Origin of the sequence: Algoriphagus oliviformis (assembly GCF_017254915.1) — a bacterium.
Classification (GTDB): Bacteria; Bacteroidota; Bacteroidia; order Cytophagales; family Cyclobacteriaceae; genus Algoriphagus; species Algoriphagus oliviformis.
In genome coordinates this window covers 141,505-165,594 of record NZ_JAFKCT010000002.1, presented here as the reverse complement: position 1 = coordinate 165,594, position 24,090 = coordinate 141,505, and the positions used below count along the sequence as shown (strand labels likewise).

Here is a 24,090-nt window from a genome sequence, read left to right as displayed (position 1 = left end):
TTGGTAGTTTATTCGGCCCAGCACCTAGGTACTCGCTCTACTTACTACTTACCACTCACTACCCACCACTTACCACTCACTACTTATCACTCACCTCTTACTTTTAGCTAAAAAAGGCTTTCCCAATTTCCGCAGCTAAATGCAAACAGAGCCTTTATCTTCGGCTTAAATCTTGCAAACAAGCTATCCGTCTATGGCCCGATTCCCGTCAGAGGAAACTGGAGGCCCCAAACGCTTGTTAGGAAAAAAAGCCCTTCTGGCAAACCAAACCCGTTTATGAAAAAGACCTTATTGATCATTCTTGGAGGATTTTTGTTTTTGATCGCCGCAGCGATTGCCGTCCCTTTTGTCTTCAAGGACAAAATCGCAGCGCGGATTGACCAAGAAATTGCCCAATCTGTGGATGCCCAGGTCATCGTAGACCTGGACAAGGTGAGCTTGAGTATTTTCCGCCGCTTCCCAAATATCTCCGCCACCATCGAAGACTTCGGCATCGTGGGAAATGCACCTTTTCAAAACGACACGCTGCTTTCCATCCGTGAGCTCGCCGTAGATTTCAATCTCAAATCGGTTCTATTTGACGACTATCCTACCCTCACTGGAGTGCATCTGGACGGAGGTAGCCTCTATGTCCAAGTGCTCAAGGATGGCACCGCCAACTATGACATCATGCGTGACTCCGGCCAGTCCGAGGCTGATACCGCGGCGAGCACCATGCGGATCGGCATAGACCAGATCGAGGTGAGCAACCTAAACCTTGTATACGACGACCGCCAGCTCGACTATTTCATGGCGCTGGGTGGCATCAATGCCCTCGGCGAGGGCGAGTTCACCACGAATGTGTACGAGCTCCCGATCAAGCTCGAAGCCATGATCGCAGACATCAGCTATGGCGGGGTCAGCTACCTTTCGGAAAAGGAATTTGAGGGCGATGTGGAGCTGGGAGTGGACTTGAAGCAGATGAAGTTCTCCCTAGCCGAGGGCGACTTTAGGCTAAACGACTTCCTTTTCGGACTTTCCGGATACCTGGCCATGCCCGGAGATGACATCGATATGGATCTCAACCTGGTCGGCAAGGATAATGAATTCAAAAGCATCCTCTCGCTCGTACCAGGCATTTACACCGAAAGCTTTTCCAGCCTGGAGACTTCCGGTACCATGGATTTCCAGGGGAAAATCAAGGGAATCTACAACGAGGAAACGATACCGACATTTGACGTATCGCTGAAAATCGCGGATGGCATGTTTAAGTACCCAGACCTGCCCCGTCCGGTAAAAAATGTAAACCTTGGCCTCCACGTCAAAAACGAAACGGGCATCGTCGAGCAAACGGCCGTGGACATTCCCACTTTCCGGCTCGACTTTGGCAGCAATCCCATCTCAGGCAGGCTTCACCTCAGCGATCTGGTGAGCTACACCATGGACGGAGTGCTCAATGGCAAGCTAAACCTGGAAGAACTCAACTCGATCTTCCCTATTGAAGGGATGACGCTGAAGGGCAATCTGGACGTCAACGCCACCGCCAAGGGCCGCTATGACTCTGTCGCAGGCATCATCCCGGCCATCGACGCCAAGCTCCAGCTGGCCGATGGCTACGCCAAAAGTGCCGACTACCCCGCCCCCATCGAAAATCTCAACGTGAGCGCGCTGGTCCAAAATCCCAGTGGAAAGATGGACGACTTCTTGGTGGACCTTTCCCGCTTCGGCTTTGTGCTGGAGGGAGAGGCTATCCAGGGGAATATGAAGCTCCGGGATCTGGACAAGCTTTTCTGGGAAGGACAGGTCGTCGGAGGTGTGGATTTGGAAAAAATCCTGGCCATTTTCCCCATGGAAGACATGAGCATGGCGGGAAAAATCAAGCTGGATGTCGCCACCAAGGGCTCGTATGCTGCCGTCGAGGCCGGAAAATACCAGCAGCTGGAAACCCGCGGCACCATGGATGTCTCCAACTTCAGCTATACCTCCGTAGATGTGCCTCAGGGAGTACAGATCGCCAAAGCGAAGGCGGAATTTACCCCCGAGCGGATCAACCTGACCGAGTTTGACTCCAAGCTGGGCCAAAGTCCGGTACAGGCTACCGGATACCTCTCCAACTACATGGGATACCTGCTCGGTGAAGGCGACGTGCTGACTGGGCAACTGGCCTTGAACAGCAGCCGATTTGACGTAAACGAATGGATGACCGAAGACGCCAGTGCGGACACCACGAGCGCTCCGCTGACAGTCATCGAGCTCCCCAAAGACATCGACTTCAACATGACCGTAGCCGCCAACGAGGTGTTGTACGACAACCTCAACCTCAAAACAGTCAAGGGCGACATGCGCCTCAAGGACGGTGTGCTGCGCTTTTCCGATGCTTCGATGGCCACGCTGGGCGGCACCATCGGTCTCAGCGGGAGCTACGATCCCAGAGACCTTGCCGCACCGAAATTTGACTTTAGCCTCAGCTTGGCGGACCTGAGCATCGCCGAGGCCTTCCGATCCTTCAATACGGTGAAAGTGTTTGCGCCCATCGCCCAGCACCTGACGGGCAAGTTCAATTCCAACCTGGCTTTCTCCGGAAATCTGGGACAGGACATGATGCCTTTGCTCGCCAGCCTGGACGGTACGGGCTTGCTCAAAGTCGCCGAGGCGGCGCTGAAAGACAGTAAAATCCTCTCCGGAATCACCAGCCTGACCAATCTCAAAGACGGCAACAGCCTGCAACTGAAAAACATCGCCATCCCGATCACGATCAACAACGGCGTGATGGACGTCCGTCCTTTTGATGTCAAGCTCTGGGACTACCAGGCCAAGGTGCAGGGGTCGGCGGGATTTGACGGCTCGATCAACTACCTAATCAACATGGATATTCCGGCGGGAAAATTCGGTGCGCAAGCTAATGCCCTACTCGCAAGCATCTCTGGGACGGGGGCCAGTGAAAGTACGACCATCCCGCTTGCCCTGAACCTGACCGGCAGCTACAATGCGCCAAAAATCGCCCTTGCTGGCGGCAACAGCATGGAAACCCTTCTGGCCAACGCACTCAAGTCAAGAGTCAGCGGGGAGTCGGAAAAACTCCAAGCCGAAGCCACCCGGCAGTTTAACGCCGCGCAGGACAGCATCAAGCAACAGCTCCAAGTAAAAGCGACGGCCTTGCAGGATAGCGTGAAAAAAGAACTGGGCAAGCAAACCGATGCTACCAAAGACAAAGCCGTGGAAGAAGCGAAAAAGCTGTTGAAGGGCTTTTTGCCAAAGCCAGCACCGGCGAAGCCGGATACCACAACGACGCAAAACAACCCGTAGAGAAACCGCTGTATCGCAAAGGCCACAGAAGCAGGGATTTTTATCTGTGCATCTGTGGCCTTATCTTTTCACCATTGCTTGCAGCGAAAGTAACTTTAGACCGCACTCTGGTCTACGATCACCTCCACGTTGGCGTGAAGCCAGAGCAGGGAGGCCGGAAATTGGGTAGAGACTTCCTGATTCAAAAGCCGCTGGAAAGCGGCTTTTTTTCCCGAGCCGGAGATAAACAACAGGATTTTCCGGGAGCGAAGGATCTCCCCCACGCCCATGGTCATCCCAAAGGTCGGAGGCTGCTTCAGGGATTTGATCATGCCGTTGTTCAGCGTCGACTCGGCCAATTCACAGACGTGGAAATCTGGGACCAAGCGATCCGAGGGCTCGTTGAGCGCGATGTGTCCATTCACCCCAATGCCGAGGATGCAGAGGTCCACGGGGCCGGATTTTCCCAGAAAAGCCGCCATGCTGGCGCAGTCTCCGGCAGGATCGTCGGTGAAGGGATCGATCGTCCTGTATCGATCAGCGGAGATTCCCAAGGGCTCGATAAACTTGCCCTGCACATCGTGCTCGGACGTGAAGGTGGAGCCCGGCTCCAGTCCGCCCCACTCGTCCAGCTTCACCACTCGGAGGCGGGAGCAAAAATCCGGCTCAGTCAGCCTATGCTTCGCCATTTTGGCGTAGAGTCCCGAGGGCGAGCCACCACTGGCCACGCAAAACAGTAAGTCGGGCTTCTGGTCGATTGCTGCTTTGACAAATTCAAAGCCCTTGCGGCTCATCTCGGTGAAGTTGGGAAGGTAGTGGACGTTCATGGCGGTATTTTTTTCAAAAAAGAAAAAAGCATCCAAGAATCAAAGCCCGTCACTTCCCTTCCAGCCAGACGTCCATCCAGCCTTACCTTCTTTTTGCCATTGGGAATCGATCATTCTGATCTTTGCCAAAGCATTGACTATATTTTGGAAGCAAACCTTACAAGATTCTACCCTATGAAAAAACGCTACCTGGCCCTAGCCGCTGCGGGCATCCTTACCGCTTCGCCGCTTTTGGCACAAAAGAAATCCAGCAAACCCGATCCCCTCAAGCAATCCGTCCAGCAGACCATCGACGCGCGCTTTGCAGACATGACGGAGCTCAGCGACCAGATCTGGGCCTTTGAGGAAATCGCCTTTCAGGAATCCCAGTCCGCCGCCGCGCTGTCCGGCTATGCGGAAGAGCTCGGCTTCAAAGTCACCCGAGGTGTGGGCGAGATCCCAACTGCCTTTGTGGCGGAATATGGTTCCGGCTCTCCCATTATTGGCATTTTGGGAGAGTTTGACGCCCTTCCTGGACTTTCCCAAAACAAGGTTCCTTTCAAATCCCCGCTTCATGAGGATGCTCCAGGCCATGGTTGCGGCCATAATCTCTTTGGCGTAGCCTCTCTCGGCGCCGCGGCAGCGATCAAGGATCTGATCGCGGAGGGCAAGCTCAAAGGAACAGTTCGATTTTACGGCACTCCTGCGGAGGAAAAATACTTTGGCAAGCTCTGGATGATCCGCGCCGGACTCATGGATGACGTGGACGTGATGATGGATTGGCATCCCGCCGCCGAGACCAAAACCGCCGTGCAGAAAGGACTGGCTCTGGTGGACTTCATCGTGGAATTCAACGGGCAGGCTGCACACGCTTCCGCCGATCCTTGGAACGGACGCTCCGCCTCCGATGCCCTGGAGCTCTACACCAGCGGGATCAACTACTACCGCGAGCACATCAAGCCTACCGTGCGTATCCACTACCACATCCAGGACGGCGGCCAGGTGGTCAACGTAGTCCCTGACTACTCCAGACTCTGGGTAAGGGTACGGGACACCAGCCGCGAGGGACTGGAGCCGGTGTGGAAGCAGGTGGAAAAAATGGCCCAAGGCGCAGCCATCCTGGCCAATGTCGACTACAAGGTCACCCTCGTATCCGGCATCCACGAGATCCTCGTGAACCGCAGCGGATCTGCCGCTTTGCAAAAGAACCTGGAAACCCTTGGCCCTATCTCCTATACAGACGAGGAGCAGGACTTCGCCAAGAAAATCCAAGAAGCCACCGGCAAGCCCCAAATCGGAGTCGTGTCAGAAATCACGCCCATGGAGGAAACCGAAGAGCATAGCATGGGCGGCAGCACCGACGTGGGCGACGTGAGCTGGGTAGTGCCTACGATCCGCCTCAGCGCCACCACTGCTCCCAACGGTACCCCTTGGCACTCTTGGGCGGTAGTAGCTTCTGGCGGAATGTCCATTGGCCACAAAGGAATGGGCTATGCGGCCAAGGCCCTCGCCATGACCATGGTCGATCTGTACCAAGACGAGGCCCTGCGCAGTCAGGTGCAAGCGGAGTTCAAGGAGAAAAAGGGCGACTACGTGTACAAGGGCATCGTCCCCGATGGCCCTCCGCCTTTGAAAGCTGGATATTGATGATTTGAAAAACAGCCCGGGACATCCAAAACCCGGGCTGTTTTTTTTTCGGTTGGTCTGGGATAAACCGGGATGTTGCTTCATTTCTACTGGGATCAACGCTTGGCTCTCCGCCGAAATACAAACCGAAAAAACCTAAGCAAACCGGATCTCCCGCATCGAAGAGTAAGCGGTTTTTTTTCTATTTTGAAAGACCTAATAGTTCCATGGCTCCTAAATCCCCTTGTCTTGCCTGATCTATTCACCTTTCCTCCGATTTTTCCGTCAGGTCTAGGGAACGCTTCCTATCAAAGCCCTTCACGCGGCACTGGGGTGCTGGCGCTTTTCGGAAAAAAAATGCAGCTGCTCCTACTCGGGATCCTATCCCTGATCCTGCTATCCACCCCGCTCCGCGCCCAGACGAATGTGTCGTCCGCGGAACATGCCGACAGCGTCCTCATCCGCAATGTCCACCTGCTCAGCCAGGAGGACACTGCCAATCTGAAAATCAGCCTGATCATCCTCGACGGCAAGCTGGAGCTCGTCACCCGTGACGATATCAAGGCTGCCCCGGGAGCCAAAGTCTACGACGGCAAGGGCGGATTTCTGATGGGTAGGGTGATCATCGGCGAGCCTCCGAGCTTTGTCGTGCTCAAAGAAAACCCCAGGGAAAATTTCGATATTTTTCTCAACACCAAGGACTACGTGATCTTCGCCATGGAGGACGGCGCCATCGTCAACAATGCCCTAGACGAGGTAAGCCTGGAGCCGGAAGAGGAAAAGGAACAGGGCAGACGCTTTGCATGGACGGCCTACAATCCCCCGCCCATGGCGGTTCCCTTCAACTATTACTCTTCCCGCAAATGGAATCGATTTGAAACCAAGTATATCTCCGGGCTTTTCAACGGCATCATCGCTCTAGATAGGATGGTTTGGCTGTCGCAAAACCAAAACAGCCACAGCCAGGTAGGCAAGCTGTCGGAAAGCTCTCTGGGTGAAATCCGCGCGATTCGCTTTGGCCTGATCGGCACCTTCAATTTCAAGCGGCCTTGGGTTTACACCGTTTTCATCACCAACAATACCTTCGACAGAGACTATACCGAGAGTGGCAACCGACTGACACTCTACGACCTGAGGGTGGACATCCCCCTGCCCTCCGGAGTCACGCTGAGTGTGGGCAAGCAAAAAGAACCCATCTCCCTGAGCCGTCTCACCACCCTGGTCTTTTTGCCCATGCAGGAGCGGCAGGCCGCGGAAGACGCCTTTCTTCCGGCCCGAAACTGGGGCGCGGTGTTGAACAGCATGTACCTCAAGGGTCGCGGAACCTGGGCCGTTGGCGTTTTTAAAAACTTGGAAGGCGACACCACCTTCCGGGATACGCCCATGCAGCTCACTGGGCGGATTACCGGCGTCCCCTTAGTCACCGAGGATCAGAGCAATCTCCTCCACATGGGACTGGGTATTCGCTACTCCGATGCAAAGCAGCCGGTGGTGGCCAAAACGGAATCGGAGTTTTACCTCTCACCGGTCTTCGTGAGGACTCCTGAGATGCAGGCCGGACACTTTTTTACCAATGATTTTGAGCTCTACTGGCGAAAGGGGCCCCTGCTGGTAGGAGGCGAGTACATCACCAACAGCGTCTCGGCACCGGATCTCGGCAACCCTGACCTCTATGGATTTAACCTGGGTGGCACCTGGGCCGTCACCGGCGAGATGCGCCCCTACAGAAAGCGGAGCGGCATTTTCGATCCCCTGCCCGTGTCCAAACCAGTCGGACAGGGAGGATTTGGTGCCTTGGAGCTGGCCTTTCGCTATTCCCTGCTGGATCTGAACAACGCCGAAATCCAGGGCGGAAAAATGCGCACCACCTCAGCAGGCCTTACCTGGTGGCCCTCTCCCCGCGCCCAGCTTGGCTGGAACTACCGCTTCATTTCCCTGGACAGGGATGACATCGTGGGAAAAAGCTCCGGCATGAACCTGCGCCTGATGTTGATTCTGGACTGATGGCTTTGCAGGCGCCCCTCGTCTTGGGAAGATCCTGCCTGTGCGCTTCCTACTTAAACAGCGCCTCCAAAATCTTGTAGGTGATCAGATAGGTAGGTCTTACTCCCTCCATGCCCAGCGCTCCGGACGCCAGAGTGCTGCCCGTCTCCAGGGGATTGTCCGAGGCGTAGTAGGCGTAGAGCACCTTCACGCTGGAGCGGATGCTGCCTCGGATCTTGGAAGCGGACTGGATGGCTTTTTGGTAGTGCGCGCCTTCCATTTCCAGCCCTACGGCGTTCCAGGAGGACTCCATGAAATAGGTCAGTATGTCGCGGTTTTGGAGGGAAGTCCCAAGTACGGTGATCATCGACCCGTCGTAAACCCCGAGGCCATAGCCTTCGAAATCGGCTTTTTTCAGCTCATTCTTAAACGGGTAATTGTCGGCGGTACCTTCAAAAACGTGGGAGTGCGGCACCATCAGGTCGCCCTTGCCCCCGTGGAGAATGCCTGCTTTGCCCATGATGGAGGTGGAGACCACATTGAGGGGGATTTTCTTGTTTTCAACCGTATAGGGCTTTAGCAGCTCGTCAAAGCATTCATAGGCCTGCTCTCCAAAAGCGTAGTCCATCACGACGAAGACAGGCCTTTTTTCCTTCTCTTTGGGCAGCTCGATACCGGGGATCAGCGTTGATTTTTCCAGCCAGGCCGTATCGATGAGCTGGGCTCCGATGTTGGTGCCAGATTCGTCGGGCAGGTTGATGAAGCCGTGCTTGAGCGCGTAGTCCCAGATCGCTTTGCCTTTGTTGTTTTTGCCTTTCACGGAGATGTCCATCGCCACAGACTCGATTTCCTCAAAGGACTTCAGTCCCAGGGCCTGATGCCCGTAGATGGTGTTGACGACAGAGTGGAGGTTGGCTGAGATGATGTGGATCGGCCGCTTGAGCAGGTCCAGCCCCATGAGGGTTTCCTTGATCCGATTTGCCCAGAGCTCTCCGTACACATGGTGTCCCACCCGCTCCCGCAGGGTAGCTGAGAAACTGATCTCGCGATCCAAACCGTGGTTGGCTTCGTCCAGGGCCAACTTGCCCAGGTGATAGACGATTGAGACCAGACTGTTGGAATTGGAGCTTCTGGAAAACTTGTCCACCGCCACCATGGTCTCCTCAAAAGTCCTCCCGATGATATGGCTGAGGTAGGCGCTGGCCGTCTCCTTGTCAAACTCCTCCCCGGCCAGTTCTTTTTTAGCAAACTCCTCCAGCATGGTCCAGTTGGAAGAGATCCTTCCCTTGGAGTCGGTGCTGTTTCTGAGGATTTTGCGAGACTCGATGTAGAGAAAAGTCAGGTGGGTCAGGATATCGTAGATATCGGAGCGCCCCCGCGTCATCTCCACATACATGATCTGCTCGTCTAGCCGGTAGCAGTTGCGCTTGCGCTTGGAGGGCACCAGCGGCTTCAGATGGGAAGTTTCAAAGCCCTCCCTGCTGACCAGTCGGACGTAGCGGCACTCCTCTATGCCCTGTGGCAAGCGCTCCATCACGTAGAGGAGACCGTCCAGTTCCAGGCGCTCGGGATCGGTCACGGAGCCGTAGATCTCCGGGCTCAAGGTCATCAGCGCGCTGACCAGACCCTCTCCGGAAATGCCCATGGGCTTGTAGTTTCCTCGGTTAAACAGGTGGCGCATGGTGATATACAGTCGCTCGATAGCTCCGCGGGATTCCTGTGCTCTGGTTCGTTTCATACGGGTAAAAAGGGGTTAAATTCCCTAAAAATAGGGTTTTTGGGCGAAAGTTGGCGGCCCAAGTTTCAAGTATCTGTCCACCAGGTGAAAGTCGTAAAATAGTGGCTATCCGCCTTTATGCCAGTATGCAGCCGTGGCGATCCGAAAGAACGCTGATTCTTTAGGCTTTGCCCTACTTCGACCGCCTGTGCCGAGCACTGGAGCTAAGGGGGTAGCGTACACCGAGGCATCCGTCATCGCCTGCCCGCCTTGGCGGGGTCTCCCTTCCCGACTGAAGAAGCAAATTCGCGAACTGGCAAGATGTCGGATATTCAGTCTTAGATGATCTCCAAAAGCTACTTCAGCCTTTCGGCAAAGTACTTCTTCAGCTTGTCCACCTTGGGACGGATCACAAACTGGCAATAGGGCTGCATGCCGTTTAGGTTGAAATATTCCTGGTGGTAGTCCTCGGCGGGATAAAAGTTGGTAAAGGCCGTGATCTCCGTGACGATGGGATCGTCGAAAACGTGGGCGGCGTCCAGCTCTTCCTTCATGCGCGTGGCGATGGCCTGCTGCTCCCCGGAATGGAAAAAAATCGCCGAGCGGTACTGCGGGCCCACATCCCCTCCCTGGCGGTTTAGCGTGGTAGGGTCATGGGTCGCCCAAAACACCTCCAAGAGGCTTTCCAGGCTGGTTTTCTTCGGGTCAAAATAGACGTTGATCACTTCGGCATGGCCGGTAGTGCCGGTACAGATTTGCTTGTAGCTGGGAGCTTCCACGATCCCGCCGGCATAGCCGGAGACCACGCGCTCCACTCCTTCCAACCTCTGAAATACCGCCTCCGTACACCAGAAGCAGCCCGCTCCCAGCGTGATCAACTCCAATCCCACCGGCACCTCCAGGGGGCTCAGTGGCAGATTTTTCTCAATGCTCATATCATGTTTTTTAGGGCTAACAAGCGGCAGCCTATTTTGGTTTGTGGAGTCCCAGGATCAAAATGCCGTCGGGACTGCTTTCCCCATCGCCGGCCTTGGTCTGGCTGAGGGCGATCAGGTTTTCCCGCTCCATCTGCATGGCCTCGCTGAGGATATCCCCGACAAACTGCTCCCAGTCCTCCGGGTACATGTGGCGCACTACTTCTGTGGGGCAAAAGGCCTTGCCTCTGCTCCTTCTGCAAAAGTCGAATATCGCCGTGCGGAGTACTTCCATGTGTAGGCTCTTAGTGGCAGATCATCACAAATGCCGGAGGGAGGTTTCGGAAAGTGAATTTGGTTTCCAGGTGGGAAAAGAACTTCTTGAAAAGCCTCTTCAGGTGGAAAGAATAGGTCATGATGACCATCTTGCCCTTGGGGGCAAGCGAATCCCTGCTTTTGGACAGGATCTCATCCGTCACCTCCTTGGGCAAGATGACAAAAGGGAGGGAAGAGATGATGTAGTCCGCGGATCTTCCGCCTAGGTACTTGTCCATGTTTTCCGCCGAGTCGCAGATGATTCGGACGTTTTCCTGCGGAAACTGCCGCCTCATCGACTCGCAAAAGGAACTGTTGATCTCAAAGACCAGCAGCTCTCCCTGGGGTGAAAGTCTCTCGATAATCCCCTGGGTGATGCTTCCGTCCCCGCCGCCCAACTCAAGGATGAGATCGGCCTGCTCTATATGGGTGTAAGAAAGCATCTTGTTTACCAAAGCACGCGAACTGAAGGCCAAAGCCCCCGTCGTACTCAGATTGGAATAGAGCTCCAACAACAAATCTGATTTGCCCATAATATGATGATGTCCGTTGAAGATACCCGATTTTGGCTTATATTTTCGGCCTCTCTCCAAAAACTTGAACGCTCTTTATGGCCCAAAAGGCTGAAATCCGCTCTACTTTACCGCTTCATGTACAGACTACCTTTCGCAATTTCTGGGGTATGTCTCTGGTTTTTATAGTCTTGATGATCCTCCTCCGAGTCGTGGAGACGATGCTGGTTTTCAAGACACACACCCTGGATTTTTCCCCATGGGAAGTGGTCAGTTTTAGCCTTTTTCACGACTTGGGCTGGATCCTATACTTCTTGGGCTTGCTGCTGATCCTGCACGTCTTTGTCAGCCTGCTCTCCACCAAGGTCGCCCGGATCCTGCTGCAGCTGACCTTCACCCTGTTTATCCTCATCCATCTCGGTCTGGTTTTTTACTTTCTGACGACTTTGGTTCCGCTGGGCAAAGACCTCTTTGCCTACAGCTTTGCCGACTTGGAGCGGACCGTGACGGCTTCGGGGCAGCTGAATGCCACGAGCATTTCGATCGCCATTCTCTTTGCCCTGCTGGTCTTCGGCCTCCTCTACCTGGGCATACGGGTTTTAAACGTCGGGCTGAAAACCCTCCTTCTGATGACCGGAGCCCACTTGACGATCCTCTTGGTCATTGCCTTTTGGCCGGAGGAAAAAAAGCAGGAGACCAATTTGACCAAGCAAAACATCGAACTGAACAAGTCCCGTTTTCTTGCCGAAGAGACCTTTGACCACTTGATGTATGGGGGGGAATTCTACTTTGACTTCTACCTCCGGGCGGCAGATGACGACCTGCTCGTCGCCAAAGAGTACCTCAACGACGAATACCCATTTCTCCATACCAACAACTATCCGGATGTCCTGAGCCCCTTTTTCGACAGCCTGCCAGAGGCGCCACACCTGGTGTTTCTCTTTATGGAGAGCTTTGGCAAAGCCTATTCTGGCAAGGACGCCTACCTGGGAAGCTTCACCCCTTTTCTGGATTCCCTGGAGCAGCACAGTCTGGTCTGGACCAACGCGCTGTCTTCCACCGGCCGGACCTTTGGCCTGCTGCCGGGGGTATTTGGCGGGCTTCCTTTTGGGGAAAAGGGCTTCTTGGAGCTTTCCCCCGATTTTCCTCCCCACAACTCACTCCTGAGCGTGCTCCGGGAAAACGGCTACAAAAACCGGTTTTACCTAGGCAGCGACGCCAACTTTGACAACGAAGCGCCCTTTCTGAAATACCAGGGAATGGAGCAGATCGTGGAGGAACGCATGTTTCCCACGACTTACCAAAAAGCTCCTTCCAACAGTGGTTTCTCCTGGGGCTATACGGACAAGGATTTGTTTCGCTACGCGCTGGAGACGCTACCTGAGGAGGTCAGCGGTCCCGAAGTGAGGATCTTTCAGACACTGACCTCCCACGATCCCTACCTGGTGCCCGAGCGCCCCGTCTATGAGCAGAAGCTGCGGGATCATCTCCATACGACTCTGGGCCTAAGTGCGGAAAAGGTGCAGGAATACATGGCCTATGACGACATCTACATGACCATTCTCTATGCGGATGATGCGGTCAGGCTGTTTTTTGAAGAGTACAAAAAGCGTCCGGAGTATGAGAATACCATCTTTGTGATCACCGGGGACCACCGTCTGCCGGAGATCCCCATGTCTTCCCGACTGGACCGCTTCCACGTGCCCCTGCTCATCTATTCCCCAAGACTCAAGCAGGGGGAATACTTCAAAGGCGTGAGCAGCCACTATGAAATCACCCCTTCTCTGCTCGCCTTGCTCGAGAAGCAGAATTTCGTCACCCTGCCCAAAGAGGTGATCTGGCAGGGGCAGGTGCTGGATACGGCGAGAACCTTCCAGTCCCTCATCGCCATGCCGCTCATGCGAAACAAAAACCAGCTCATGGAGTACATCCACGGCGAGTATTTCCTCTCCGACGGACAGGTGTTTGTGGTTTCAGATGGTCTGAACATCGACCCGGTGGAGGACACCCCTGCATTCAACCGACTGAATGGGGAGTTTGAGGAATTCAAAAACAAAAACAGCTACATGGTGCAGACGGGAAAGCTTTTGCCTCCCGGTAACTGACACCGCACTGCCTTTGGAAGTCCCAGTAGGCTAGCGAATCAGCGTAAATCCTCCCCGGAATTCGCTGGCTTGGGCGACACCGGCCAGCTGATATTCATACCGCGCAATATAAGTGTAGGTACCTGCGCTGGCCTCCTGTCCGTTTACTGTACCATCCCATCCCTCGATGCCCGAGTAGATGAGCTGTCCCCAGCGGTTGTATATCCACAGCTGAAAGTCCGTGTCACAGGAGGAGACGCCTTGATACACTCCCGGGCTCTGTCTCGGGTCAAATCCGGTCGGCATCCTCACTTCTGGCGCGGCTTCGCTCACGACTCCCAGACCTATGCCGATACAGCCACTGGCATCCTGCATTTCCAGTTCGTAGCTGCCCGCGGCAAGTCCGGTCACCAGCTCTCCACTGAGTCGGGGATCTTTCCAAATAAACACAAAAGGTGAAACCCCTCCGCTAGGCACCACAAACAGCTCTCCGTTGGAGCCGCCGGGACAGGCGGCCTTCTGCAGCCGTACCTCAACGGCCAAGGGAGCAGGCGAGGTGATCTCGAAGCTGACCGGAAGGATGCAGCCATTGGCGTCCCTGACTTCCCAGGCATAGACTCCCGAAGCCATATCAGCCATCGCCAGCTGTCCATCGAATGTTTTTGTCCCCTCATACTCGAACGTATAAGGCCCCACTCCCCCTATCACCGCCAATTCCAAGGTGCCGTCAGCCTTGCCATAGCAAGAGACTCCCTCCGGAGCTACCGACTGGATGGAAAGTGGCTCAGGCTCAGTCAAGACCATATTTTCGCTCAGCTGCACGCAGCCCAGCTGGTCGGTGACCCTCACCGAATAACTGCCCGCGACAAGTCCAGAGGCATTGGGAGCATCCAGAGACGGATCATGCGACCACTCAAAGCGGTAAGGGGGCACTCCTCCCCTGACCTCCAAGCCAATGCTGCCCTGATTGTCACCCGCGCACAGGAGATTTACCATGGCTTGCGTGCTGACGACAAACTCATCCGCCACCTGGACTTGGATCGCGTCGGCCTTTCCCTCGCACTGGTTGTCCAAGAGGCTGTAGGCCGTGTACTCGACCACCCCGGTGACACCAGGCTGATCCCAACTCACCTCAATCTCGCTGGAGCCTTGACCGGAGACGACCTGTCCGCCGGTCACCACCCAGTCATAGCCCCTGCCGTCCACGGTCACCGGTGCGGCATAGCGATGGGTGGATGAGGGATCAAAGCACACTTCCAGCTCTCCTGTGGCCGGCCCCACGACTATGCGCTCGTTCACGGTCACGGCCAGCTCTATCGGCGTGCCCGGACATCCGTTTTCCGAATAGGGAATCAGCCGGATCTTGGCATCGGGATTCGCCGGGCCCCAATTGACCAAAACGGAGTCTCCATAGTCCTGCACGATCAAGCCTCCCTCAACCTCAAACTCCTTTTTGGCCACGTTCACGAATCCGCGGGCCCGATACATCACCTGCTCGACTTCCGGACACACGGAGAGTTCTCCCTCCAGAATGGCCTCCGTTTCGATCACTTCGACTTCGAAAGTCACCTCCTCCTGCTGCTCGCAGGAATTGGGACTCAGCGCTGCCAGGACTTTCACTTCATAGAGCCCCGGCTCCGCAAAAGTGTGGGACACCTCCTGCCCGGTCTGCGTCGGCGTATCATCCCCAAAATCCCAGACAAAGTAGCTAAAATCGGGATTGGTCGAGCTGAGTGCCCAGAGGCCTTCCTGATTGAGGCAGGCCACTTTTTCCCCTTCCACCTCAAAGTCATAATCTACTTCCGCCTCAAAATTCAGGTTGTCTAAAGCCGCTCCGGCGGCATAGCCATAGGACTCCAGCTCCCCAAAACCATAGGAATAGGCGGCAAAGCCGTCTGCGTTTTGCAGATTGTGGACACCACGGGAGATGTTGATCCTCGCAAACTGGAAGTCGGCGTCGCCGGGCAAGGCGGAAAAACTGCCGCCGATGTTTTGTCCGTCCAGAAAAGTCCCGTTTTGCGTGCCCGTCTTCACCACCACATTCACATAATGGTTGACGATGGAGGGCAGGTCGATAGCATTGAAGGTCAAGGTGGTCAGAAACTGCTCGCTGGGGCTATAGGTGATGATAAAGGGGTCTCCCGTGGAAGCGCCGGGAGCAGTGGGGTCGTTGCAGGCCATGCTCTTTGAAAAAACGGAAACCGAAGCCGGCTTGGAAGTATCGATCTTGCCGGACTGGTTGGCGGCAAAGTCCAGGGTCAAAAACTTACCGCGATCCACACTCCCCCGGGAGGTTCCGTTCACAAATACCTCCGTGTTGTCCTCCGAGGCCAGCACTTTGACCATTTCCCCCGAGGATCGTCCTAAAAGTCCCACGTGCACAAAGCTGGTTCCCCAAGTGTTCACGGGATAGGCCTGTTGGAAAAGGTGGTCGTTTGCCTCGCCGCAGTTGCCCACGGAAGTCCACTTATTGCCTCCGAAGACGGCGATTTTCTTGCATTCATCGGCATTGGCGCCGACCACGCGTACCCTTGACCCGGTGAGGTCTCCCCTGGCCTTGATCTGGTAGCTTTGTCCGCGATCCAGCGTGATCATGGACGGCACATCGGCCTGGTTGCCGCTGAGCGTGTTGACGCTGGTGGTGATTTCTATCTCCGTATTGTCCTCTGTAGCCACGACCAGGAGCAGGCTTTCGTTGTTGACGTTGCCGTCGTAGGTGATCGGGGCCGTCAGCACCTCAAAGTGCGAGGTGATGTAATAGTCCCTGCCGAGGGCGCCTACAGGCAGCACCACAGTGCCGTCGGCACTTCTCACCCGCTCGTTGAAGGCATGGACGGCAATATTGCCCGTCGCGGTGATGTGGATCCCCTTATTTTCGACGACTCCCGAACTGCGGTGGAGCAGGTCCAGATCCTGGGAAGGAACCCGTACCGCAAACTGCTGCCCGGCATTGAGGGAAAAAGGCAGGGACTGCCCCAGGTACTCGATGGCTCCGGTGGTGGTCTCGTTGGCGGTGACGACCAAAACGGCAAAATCCGGAGCGCCCCCTCCCTGTCCTCCGCCGATCACCCGGTTGTTTTCCATGAAACCCACCCAAAACTCCTTGCCCACGGTGGAGATCTGTGCGCTGGCGGTCAAGCTTTGGCCCAAAAAAAGAATCAAAAAAAACAGCCTCAGTAGCTTTTTAGTCATGGTTGGGTGACGGAAAATAAGGATTTCAATATAGCGAAGAGCGGAAAATATTCTTCCGAAAAAGATGTTAAATGGCGAAATCAGCCCGGTGGGATTTTTGGGTAGGCGGCTTAGACTAGGTGGGCAAAGTTCCGGATTTGCGCTATTTCACCACTTCGGTCTTTTCTTCAGCCTCGGGCCAAAGGATTTCGCTCTCGACTCTTCGTTCAGAAAGGCCTACCAAAGCAAAATCGGACGGCCAAGCTTCCTGCGGCGGCATTTCCAAGACAATCGCACCGTCGCCCTGACTTCATATCCCGCAAAACATTTTTTGGGTACCGTTTCACAAATAACCAGTGCCTTGTTGGCCAAAAATGACTTAATTAAGTCCCACTGATGCGCGGATCTCTCTGTGCATCTGCGGCTAGTGCCAAGCATCAACCATTTCAAACCCAAAAACCTGATGAAAAAAAGCCTATACTTCCTCTGGATCGTCTTTCTGATCCCGCTCCTCGCGATTTCAAACGAAAACAACCCGCCCGCAGGCTCTTACAAGCTGATCATCGAGGGCTTTGACTGGGGCCCAGCGGTGAACAAAATCATCCTAAACCTCGACCAGCCCACAAAGGAAATCAGCGCCGCAGACTTTGAGGTTTTTGTAAACAGAAGCTCCCAGGACGGGGAGATCCCAGCTGCCCAGACTTCCGGAAAGAGAACGGTGGTCTATTCCTACATTTCTGATGAAAAGGGAAATCGAGTTGCCGAAGGGAACCACGCTACCTTGGTCTTGGCGGTCAGTCCCGTCGCTCCCATCGGTTCGCCTATCCAGTACCTCCGCATGGGCAACCGGGGCGGAAACGTGTGGATAGACTATGCCGTGACCGTGATGGATACCAAGTCCGGCAAGATCTGGAATGAGGAAGCCGGGCGAATCCTGCCTATCGTGGACGACTTTGACCTGACCGGAAAATTCACCCATGGGAATGTCACCCTGCCCTATGCGGCATTTACGCCGAAAGGATTGACCGCCAAAGCCCCGCTGATCATCTGGCTGCATGGAGGCGGCGAGGGAGGCGATGATCCGACGATCCCACTCTTGGGCAACAAGTCCTTCAACTATGCGTCCCCCGAGATTCAGACACTCTTCGGACAGGGCGCCTACGTGCTGGTGCCACAGGCTCCGACCTTCTGGATGCAGGCCGCCGAGGGCATGACCCGTGGACAGACCAATGACATTTACAATGAGGCATTATTTGCCCTGTTTCAGGATTTCGTAGCCAAAAACCCAAACATAGACCCTACCCGGATCTACGTGGGTGGCTGCTCCAACGGTGGCTACATGTCCTTGAAGCTGATCCTGGAGCATCCTGACTACTTTGCCGCGGGCTATATCAGCGCTTTGGCGTACAACAATGAGTTTGTCACCGATGCGATGGTGCAGAAAATCAAAAACGTGCCGATGTGGTTTGTCCACTCCAAGGACGACATGACGACCAAGCCGGACGAGACGGTGGTTCCCCTGTTCGACCGGCTGAAAAAAGCCGGAGCCAAAAACGTCCACTTCTCCTATTACGACAACGTCACGGACATCACCGGATTCTATGGCGGGGACGACTTCCGCTACCCAGGCCACTGGTCTTGGATCTACTCCCATGCCAACGTAGCCAGAAAAGACCTGGATGGCTCACCCGTCATGCTGGAAGGCAGACCAGTAACCATTATGGAGTGGATGGCTGGGCAGAAGAAGAGGAAGTAACCGTAACTGGCTAGGCGTAATCTTCGATGTTCATCGGGAGCAAAATGCCTAGTTATCCCTTTGAATTTGATATTCGCTAATTGACAGAAGCATAGAAAAGTAGCCAATTAGAAAAATGGAAGGGATATTTGGGAATCGTCGCAAATTACTCCCAGTGGGAGCGTGCCAGCTACATTTCTTTGTATAGATTTTATCGAAAGAGGATTTCGATCCAACTCATGAAAAATACCCAGTACAGGGTATTTTTCATTTCAATAAATTTCCTTTATTAGCCAAAGTTCCCAGAAAGAAAACTGTCAACTTACCGAAATCCCTAGTGGAAGTTTCGCAATCTTTAATTTGTATTGAAAAATCTGTTTTTCCTGTTTTGGATACCACTTTTCTTAAAAAAACAAAATCACCTATTCCATTAAGTCTAATTTGGTAATAACGCACAAGTCGTAAAAATATAATTGCTGCAATATTATTTCAATTGTTGATGCCAACTGTATTTAATTTTAAAATAAAAATATATAATTAGTTATAAATTAAAAAACACCTATCATGAAAGCAAAAAACTTGTCAATTCTTTTTTTGGCAGTTGCACTTTACGGCTGTGACTGCTTCCTTGGATTTATTGGGCAAGAATGTGATGATTGTGCAGATTGCCCAAATTATGATGCAATCCTATACGCTGATTTTACTAATAATGGCAATACGCAAGCTTTAATCCTAAATGAAACCAAAACAGATGGACCAATACAAATAGAGAATCAAGTCACTCTAAATCCAGTAGGGTCAAGATATAATTTTGTATTTTCTGGAGTTACTTTTTTAGAAGGTGAAAATGTCTTCGAAGTAAACAAGATTGTTAGTGAAAAATTTGAGGAAAACCGATGGCAAGTTGATAGTGAAAATTTTTTAGACTATGAACCTTCTAAAAGTTTGAGTCTTGTTCTTGTCCTAGACGTCAGTTCTTCTCTTGGAGATAATTTAGACGATGTAAAAAATAGTGCCAGACAGGTTCTTAACCAGATTTTTAAAAACAATCCAAATGCGAAGGTTGCAATTGTCAAGTTTTCAAGAGGTAATTTGGCTCATGCTCTATCATCAAATGAGTTTGAATTGAGTCAGTTCATAGCGCAGCAACAAACCTATTCAGATAGTAAACTTGGCGGTGGCTCATATCAACTTGAAAACAAAAATGAGACGGCATTGTACGAAGCTATGCTCAAAGGAATCGAAATACTGAACAATTCCAATTCAAGAGGCCAAGGGTTGATCACATTCACAGATGGGGCTAATAATTTTCAATTTGATCCAAATAACGACGATAGACAAGTTGTTATAAATGCTTTAAAACAATCATCGATCAGAAGCTATACCGTTGGCTTCATTGGAAACGCAGATGAAGTTAACAGTCAAGCATTAAATGACTTATCGATTGGAGGCAAATTCTCCAAACCAGCTTCAATTACCGAACTGAATCTGGTATTTACATCTTTTTCAAATTCGGTAGGAGCTGTATATGATTTAATCTATGACACTAACAATGGCCCTTTTAATGGATCGAAGCCTTATCGATTCCTGATTGATTTGGATCATGTGAATTAAAAAAACTACCGATAAAGGCGTTTTCGGCTGGGAGTCGCCTAACGATTGTTTAGACGCAGTAAGCCATCGGGAGCAATAAGCCTTCCTGTCTTGTCGAAATATGTAGTATGATGTAATCACAAATGGCTAAAGCCATTGCCCGGTCGGCAGCGACTCCATAGCCCCCGGCTTAAGCCGGGGGCTATGGACGGCGGCACGTTTGACGAAAACCATTTCAATGGTTTTAACAAAGAGCTACCTCCTTCCAAGTGCTCACCTTTTAATATTCCCCTCCCAATCCACTGGAATTGCAAAGGGATTCAGTACCTGATCCAACAAGACAGAAACTTCCCTTCGGCTCAGCTTCCGCTCGGCTTTGAAGTCTCCGGCCAAATCCGATTGGATCCAGCTCTTTTCCAAGCTTTCCATAGTCAGGCTTGGGTCTATCATCTTCAAAAACACGGCAAGCCTATCCAAGCTCAGGTAATCCCCAGATGCTCCCCAAAATCCGTCCAATTGGGAATAGTAGCTTTTAAGGCCTGATACCAGCTCGTATTCGGTTACTTCCACTTCCGGGTAAAACCAGGTTTGGTTTGCCCATAGATACGGCACTCCCTCCCCCTTCAATATTCCAGTGGCTCCAATTCGTTGCATCGCCTGAAAATGGCGATCCGTAGGATTCATGTCCAAAAAGGGCATGATATACCCCTGCTGATCCAACAGCGCCTGCTGCACCTCCCGAATCGAAATCTGGTCCAGGGACTTTCCGTTTTTGATGGAAACAGCCGCCAGCGCTCCAGCCGCATGCCCGATTCCCAACACCACCGGTTGAAGCCGCGTGGCTCCGTTGACGATGTTGGACACCGAGATGCTTTTTTCCGCGAGGATCAAGCCTGGCTGGTCTTTTGGCACCAAGGCTCCCAGGGGAATGGTATAGGATGGCACACGGATTTTGATAAAATCGATGGCTGGAGCTTCGGGATTTTTCTTGTGGTGATGGTCTATGGTATAGTCTCCCACCGCTACGCCCGTGCGATAGAGCGGTGTGGCAGCCTCGTAGGGAGTCCTGACGAAAGGCAGGGTAAAGTCCACTTTCCCCAAAAATCTCCTGGATTCTCGGTGGTAGGGAATCATAGGCAAGCCGTCCGGCGTAGGATATTCTCCCTCGGCAATCCCCAGGTTTTTATAACCCAACTCATGTTGGATGTAATACACAAACCGAAGGCTGGTCTGCTTGGCTTTTTCGATTTCCACGGCCCTTTCCTCTGGGTTTAGATTGACCAGATTCACATAGTGGTCATTACCGCAGTTGGGCCAGTTGATCATGTATTTCCCATTGGGCAACCTGCCATAGCTGATCATCTTGTCGCAATCCAGCGTGGGATCATCGTCAGAAATCGGGTCTGCATGGGCGCAGGCACAGGCAAACTCGGCAGGATCATAGCCTGCCGGCTCGGGGATCGTGCGGTCGCTGTCCTGCCCAAAATCGGCCAATGTCACCACATAGGTCAAGTCCTGCACGATGTCGTTGGCCTGCTCGGGAGCATACTCCTCAGCGATCTCATCCCTCGCATCCATCCCCAATCGGTAGGGCATGCCCAAGGACGCGGCGACATCCCCCAGCTCGGTGGCATCGATCAGGATGGGCGCTTCCAAATGGTGCTCAGCCCCGTTCTTGACATAGCCCACTTTCCAGACTCCATTCGTGTAGCTGGCATTTTTCCACTCACTTTCGAAGGAAACCTGCAAATGCCGCTCTTTTCGGACTAGGTCTTGAAGGATGTCATTCCCTACTTTCGGTTCGAAAAGCGTATGGGAAACCCAGCCGGTGGACAGCGCTTCCTGAGAACCGTAGTGCGAGATCAGCTGGGATCTAAACTCTCCCCAAATCCCTGAAGGCAAGCGATGGTTTCCGTCTATTGCCGACACGCCCGCCGAGGTCAGCATTCCTCCCAGCCACGTGCCAGGCTCAATGATGATGGTTTTGATCCCCATTCTTGCAGCCGAAATGCCGGCCGCCGTGCCACTGGCTCCTCCGCCGACGATGATCAGGTCAAATTTCTCCTGCGCGGATACGCTTAAGGAAAAGGCCATAAGAATGAGAAGGAGAAGTTTTTTGGGCATGATGCTTTTGGGTTGGAATCGGGTTATTGGTAAAAATAGTCCAAAGACTTGGATCAAGGCATATTTTTATGCCAAGGTTCGGGATAGGACTGAGAGCGGCTATTTCCATTCCCACAAAATGCAGGACTAGGAAATCACCAAAGAAATCTGCGAAAAAAGAAAGTACTGGAAGTAATAGTCACGCAAACTCTGTTGCACTCAACCCTGTCTCTTAAATCCATAGCCCAAACCCAATACTTTCAACTTTGGATTAAACGTTCGAATCCCTTCACCTAGTAATAGCTCCCAGTCGGATAGGCGCGGTGGGCAGACGCAGCAGCGGGCCGGCGTTCGGCCTCGTGCGGCTGGAGCTTTGCTGCGTCTTGTCCCGATGGCCATCGGGATTCGTTCTTTTTTATCAAAAAAAAAAAAAAACAAAGAAAAAGAATTGCCTGAAACACGTTGGATTGGCCCAAAAAAAAAATGCGACAAGAGATTCCTTTGCGCGTGGGCAAGCGTCGGCTTGACCTAATTCATGGCCAAATCAAAACAGATTTACCTCGTCCGTCAATAAGTTTGGAGAAAGTCACCAAATATTATTTCCTATCTTTGCGCCTCCTAAAACCAAGAACTATTCATGATCTCAGTAGATAATTTATCCCTCAAGTTTGGCAAGCGAACCCTTTTTGAAGATGTCAGCCTGAAATTTACCCAAGGCAACTGCTACGGGGTGATCGGTGCCAATGGAGCGGGAAAATCCACTTTTTTGAAGATTCTCGCCGGGGAAATCGACTCCACCAGCGGCTCGGTCAACATCACCCCCGGCCAGCGCATGGCCGTCCTGAGCCAAAACCACTTTGCCTTTGACGAAGTCGAAGTCCTCAAAACCGTCCTCATGGGCCACAAGAAGCTCTTCGCGATCATGTCAGAGAAGGACGCGCTGTATATGAAGGAAGACTTCAGCGAGGCGGACGGCATCCGTGCTTCCGAGCTGGAAGCGGAATTTGCTGAGATGGATGGCTGGAATGCCGAGTCAGACGCCGCTTCCCTCCTCTCCGGCCTGGGCATCACCGAAGACCTGCACTACCAGACCATGAACCAGCTGGCCGGTAACCAAAAAGTGCGGGTATTGCTCGCGCAGGCCCTTTTTGGCAACCCGGACATCCTCATCCTTGACGAACCTACCAACGACCTCGATGCCGACACCATCGAGTGGCTGGAAAACTTCCTATTGGACTTCAAAAACATCGTGATCGTCGTCTCCCACGACCGTCACTTCCTCGACGTCGTCTCTACGCACGTGGTGGATATAGACTTTGGCAAGATCAAGATCTTCTCCGGTAACTATACCTTCTGGTACGAGTCCTCCCAGCTTGCCCTCAAGCAGCGCTCCGACGCCAACAAGAAGGCCGAAGACAAGCGCAAGGAACTCCAGTCTTTCATCGACCGCTTCTCCGCCAACGTGGCCAAGTCCAAGCAGGCGACCGCTCGTAAGAAGATGATCGAAAAACTCAACATCGACGAGATCGAGCCATCTTCCAGGAAGTATCCTGGCATCATCTTCAAGCCTGAGCGCGAAGCCGGTGACCAGATCTTCATGACCGAGCAGCTCGAGCTGAAGGATGATGGCGTGACCTACTTCACCGACGTGAACCTGATGGTGGACAAGGGCGACAAGATTGCCTTTATCTCCAAGACCAAGCAGGCGGTCAACAAGTTTTTCCAAACCATCATGGAGGAGATCCCGGCGACCAAGGGTTCCTTCAAGTGGGGCGTGACCATCAACAAGGCCTACTTGCCCAACGACAACTCCAAGTACTTCCAGACCGATCTCAACCTGATCGACTGGCTGCGCCAATACTCCAGCAACCAAGAGGAAGCCTACGTGAGAACCTTCTTGGGCCGAATGCTCTTCACCGGCGAGGAGACTTTTAAGAAGTGTACCGTTCTCTCCGGGGGTGAAAAAGTGCGCTGCATGATCTCCCGCATGATGCTGCAAAACCCCAATCTGCTGGTGATGGACGAGCCGACCAACCACCTGGACTTGGAATCCATCACGGCCTTCAACAACGCCATCATCGAATTCGGCGGCACCGTGCTGATGAGCTCCTATGACCACGCCTTCGTGCAGTCTTCCGCCAACCGCATCATCGAGTTTACCCCCAACGGGACGATAGACCGACGCATGCCTTACGAAGACTACCTGGCCAGCGAGGAGATCAAGGCACTTCGTGAAAAAATGTACGCCAAAGGCTAAGCGCGCGAGC

At 53.1% G+C, this 24,090-nt stretch carries 14 protein-coding genes; 7 read left to right on the top strand and 7 right to left on the bottom strand.

Translation table 11 applies throughout. The features are described from left to right. Window positions 1-276 precede the first annotated feature (276 nt). Window positions 277-3,285, top strand: a complete 3,009-nt coding sequence (locus J0A68_RS06350; RefSeq protein ID WP_206577351.1) for an AsmA-like C-terminal region-containing protein — start codon at window positions 277-279, stop codon at window positions 3,283-3,285. 95 nt (window positions 3,286-3,380) lie between these two features. Here the strand turns inward: J0A68_RS06350 and J0A68_RS06345 are convergent, their stop codons facing one another. Beyond that, window positions 3,381-4,091 (bottom strand): 6-phosphogluconolactonase, encoded by a 711-nt coding sequence (locus J0A68_RS06345; RefSeq protein WP_206577350.1) that lies wholly within the window; start codon window positions 4,089-4,091, stop codon window positions 3,381-3,383. A 174-nt stretch (window positions 4,092-4,265) separates the two neighbouring features. Here J0A68_RS06345 and J0A68_RS06340 point away from each other — a divergent pair, with 174 nt between their 5' ends. Both J0A68_RS06340 and J0A68_RS06335 read left to right on the top strand, forming a co-directional pair. Beyond that, window positions 4,266-5,717: an amidohydrolase gene (locus J0A68_RS06340; protein WP_206577349.1), complete on the top strand. Its 1,452-nt coding sequence runs from the start codon at window positions 4,266-4,268 to the stop codon at window positions 5,715-5,717. Between the two features lie 336 nt (window positions 5,718-6,053). After that, window positions 6,054-7,700: an OprO/OprP family phosphate-selective porin gene (locus J0A68_RS06335; protein WP_206577348.1), complete on the top strand. Its 1,647-nt coding sequence runs from the start codon at window positions 6,054-6,056 to the stop codon at window positions 7,698-7,700. A 49-nt stretch (window positions 7,701-7,749) separates the two neighbouring features. Here the strand turns inward: J0A68_RS06335 and J0A68_RS06330 are convergent, their stop codons facing one another. The 4 genes from J0A68_RS06330 to J0A68_RS06315 form a co-directional block, all read right to left on the bottom strand. Beyond that, complete coding sequence (locus tag J0A68_RS06330; protein ID WP_206577347.1) at window positions 7,750-9,417, bottom strand: DUF6909 family protein; 1,668 nt, start codon at window positions 9,415-9,417, stop codon at window positions 7,750-7,752. 335 nt (window positions 9,418-9,752) lie between these two features. Next, window positions 9,753-10,331: a peptide-methionine (S)-S-oxide reductase MsrA gene (msrA, locus tag J0A68_RS06325; protein ID WP_206577346.1), complete on the bottom strand. Its 579-nt coding sequence runs from the start codon at window positions 10,329-10,331 to the stop codon at window positions 9,753-9,755. A gap of 31 nt (window positions 10,332-10,362) precedes the next feature. Continuing rightward, on the bottom strand, window positions 10,363-10,605 hold the full coding sequence (locus J0A68_RS06320) for a DUF3253 domain-containing protein (RefSeq protein WP_206577345.1): 243 nt from the start codon (window positions 10,603-10,605) through the stop codon (window positions 10,363-10,365). Between the two features lie 10 nt (window positions 10,606-10,615). Next, window positions 10,616-11,158 (bottom strand): class I SAM-dependent methyltransferase, encoded by a 543-nt coding sequence (locus J0A68_RS06315; RefSeq protein WP_206577344.1) that lies wholly within the window; start codon window positions 11,156-11,158, stop codon window positions 10,616-10,618. A gap of 149 nt (window positions 11,159-11,307) precedes the next feature. Here J0A68_RS06315 and J0A68_RS06310 point away from each other — a divergent pair, with 149 nt between their 5' ends. After that, window positions 11,308-13,242 (top strand): sulfatase-like hydrolase/transferase, encoded by a 1,935-nt coding sequence (locus J0A68_RS06310; RefSeq protein ID WP_206577343.1) that lies wholly within the window; start codon window positions 11,308-11,310, stop codon window positions 13,240-13,242. Window positions 13,243-13,272: 30 nt separating this feature from the next. On the opposite strand, the gene J0A68_RS06305 is transcribed toward J0A68_RS06310, so the two are convergent. Continuing rightward, complete coding sequence (locus tag J0A68_RS06305; RefSeq protein ID WP_206577342.1) at window positions 13,273-16,413, bottom strand: PKD domain-containing protein; 3,141 nt, start codon at window positions 16,411-16,413, stop codon at window positions 13,273-13,275. A gap of 442 nt (window positions 16,414-16,855) precedes the next feature. Between J0A68_RS06305 and J0A68_RS06300 the strand changes: the two genes are divergently transcribed. Together J0A68_RS06300 and J0A68_RS06295 are read left to right on the top strand one after the other, a co-directional pair. Further along, window positions 16,856-18,148, top strand: coding sequence for a prolyl oligopeptidase family serine peptidase (locus J0A68_RS06300; RefSeq protein ID WP_206577341.1), 1,293 nt, complete (start codon window positions 16,856-16,858; stop codon window positions 18,146-18,148). A gap of 543 nt (window positions 18,149-18,691) precedes the next feature. Then, window positions 18,692-19,741 (top strand): vWA domain-containing protein, encoded by a 1,050-nt coding sequence (locus tag J0A68_RS06295; protein ID WP_206577340.1) that lies wholly within the window; start codon window positions 18,692-18,694, stop codon window positions 19,739-19,741. Window positions 19,742-19,993: 252 nt separating this feature from the next. Here the strand turns inward: J0A68_RS06295 and J0A68_RS06290 are convergent, their stop codons facing one another. Continuing rightward, the gene (locus J0A68_RS06290) at window positions 19,994-21,844 is read right to left on the bottom strand and encodes an FAD-dependent oxidoreductase (protein WP_206577339.1); all 1,851 of its coding nucleotides are present in this window, start codon (window positions 21,842-21,844) and stop codon (window positions 19,994-19,996) included. Window positions 21,845-22,460: 616 nt separating this feature from the next. Here J0A68_RS06290 and J0A68_RS06285 point away from each other — a divergent pair. Continuing rightward, window positions 22,461-24,080 (top strand): ABC-F family ATP-binding cassette domain-containing protein, encoded by a 1,620-nt coding sequence (locus J0A68_RS06285; RefSeq protein ID WP_206577338.1) that lies wholly within the window; start codon window positions 22,461-22,463, stop codon window positions 24,078-24,080. Window positions 24,081-24,090: the final 10 nt, after the last annotated feature.

Excerpts from the sequence above, each read along its gene's own strand:
- J0A68_RS06340 (WP_206577349.1), top strand. The coding sequence starts at position 4,266 with ATGAAAAAACGCTACCTGGCCCTAGCCGCTGCGGGCATCCTTACCGCT.
- msrA (WP_206577346.1), bottom strand. The coding sequence starts at position 10,331 with ATGAGCATTGAGAAAAATCTGCCACTGAGCCCCCTGGAGGTGCCGGTG.
- J0A68_RS06315 (WP_206577344.1), bottom strand. The coding sequence starts at position 11,158 with ATGGGCAAATCAGATTTGTTGTTGGAGCTCTATTCCAATCTGAGTACG.
- J0A68_RS06345 (WP_206577350.1), bottom strand. The coding sequence starts at position 4,091 with ATGAACGTCCACTACCTTCCCAACTTCACCGAGATGAGCCGCAAGGGC.
- J0A68_RS06305 (WP_206577342.1), bottom strand. The coding sequence starts at position 16,413 with ATGACTAAAAAGCTACTGAGGCTGTTTTTTTTGATTCTTTTTTTGGGC.
- J0A68_RS06320 (WP_206577345.1), bottom strand. The coding sequence starts at position 10,605 with ATGGAAGTACTCCGCACGGCGATATTCGACTTTTGCAGAAGGAGCAGA.
- J0A68_RS06290 (WP_206577339.1), bottom strand. The coding sequence starts at position 21,844 with ATGCCCAAAAAACTTCTCCTTCTCATTCTTATGGCCTTTTCCTTAAGC.
- J0A68_RS06335 (WP_206577348.1), top strand. The coding sequence starts at position 6,054 with ATGCAGCTGCTCCTACTCGGGATCCTATCCCTGATCCTGCTATCCACC.
- J0A68_RS06350 (WP_206577351.1), top strand. The coding sequence starts at position 277 with ATGAAAAAGACCTTATTGATCATTCTTGGAGGATTTTTGTTTTTGATC.
- J0A68_RS06300 (WP_206577341.1), top strand. The coding sequence starts at position 16,856 with ATGAAAAAAAGCCTATACTTCCTCTGGATCGTCTTTCTGATCCCGCTC.
- J0A68_RS06330 (WP_206577347.1), bottom strand. The coding sequence starts at position 9,417 with ATGAAACGAACCAGAGCACAGGAATCCCGCGGAGCTATCGAGCGACTG.
- J0A68_RS06310 (WP_206577343.1), top strand. The coding sequence starts at position 11,308 with ATGTCTCTGGTTTTTATAGTCTTGATGATCCTCCTCCGAGTCGTGGAG.
- J0A68_RS06295 (WP_206577340.1), top strand. The coding sequence starts at position 18,692 with ATGAAAGCAAAAAACTTGTCAATTCTTTTTTTGGCAGTTGCACTTTAC.
- J0A68_RS06285 (WP_206577338.1), top strand. The coding sequence starts at position 22,461 with ATGATCTCAGTAGATAATTTATCCCTCAAGTTTGGCAAGCGAACCCTT.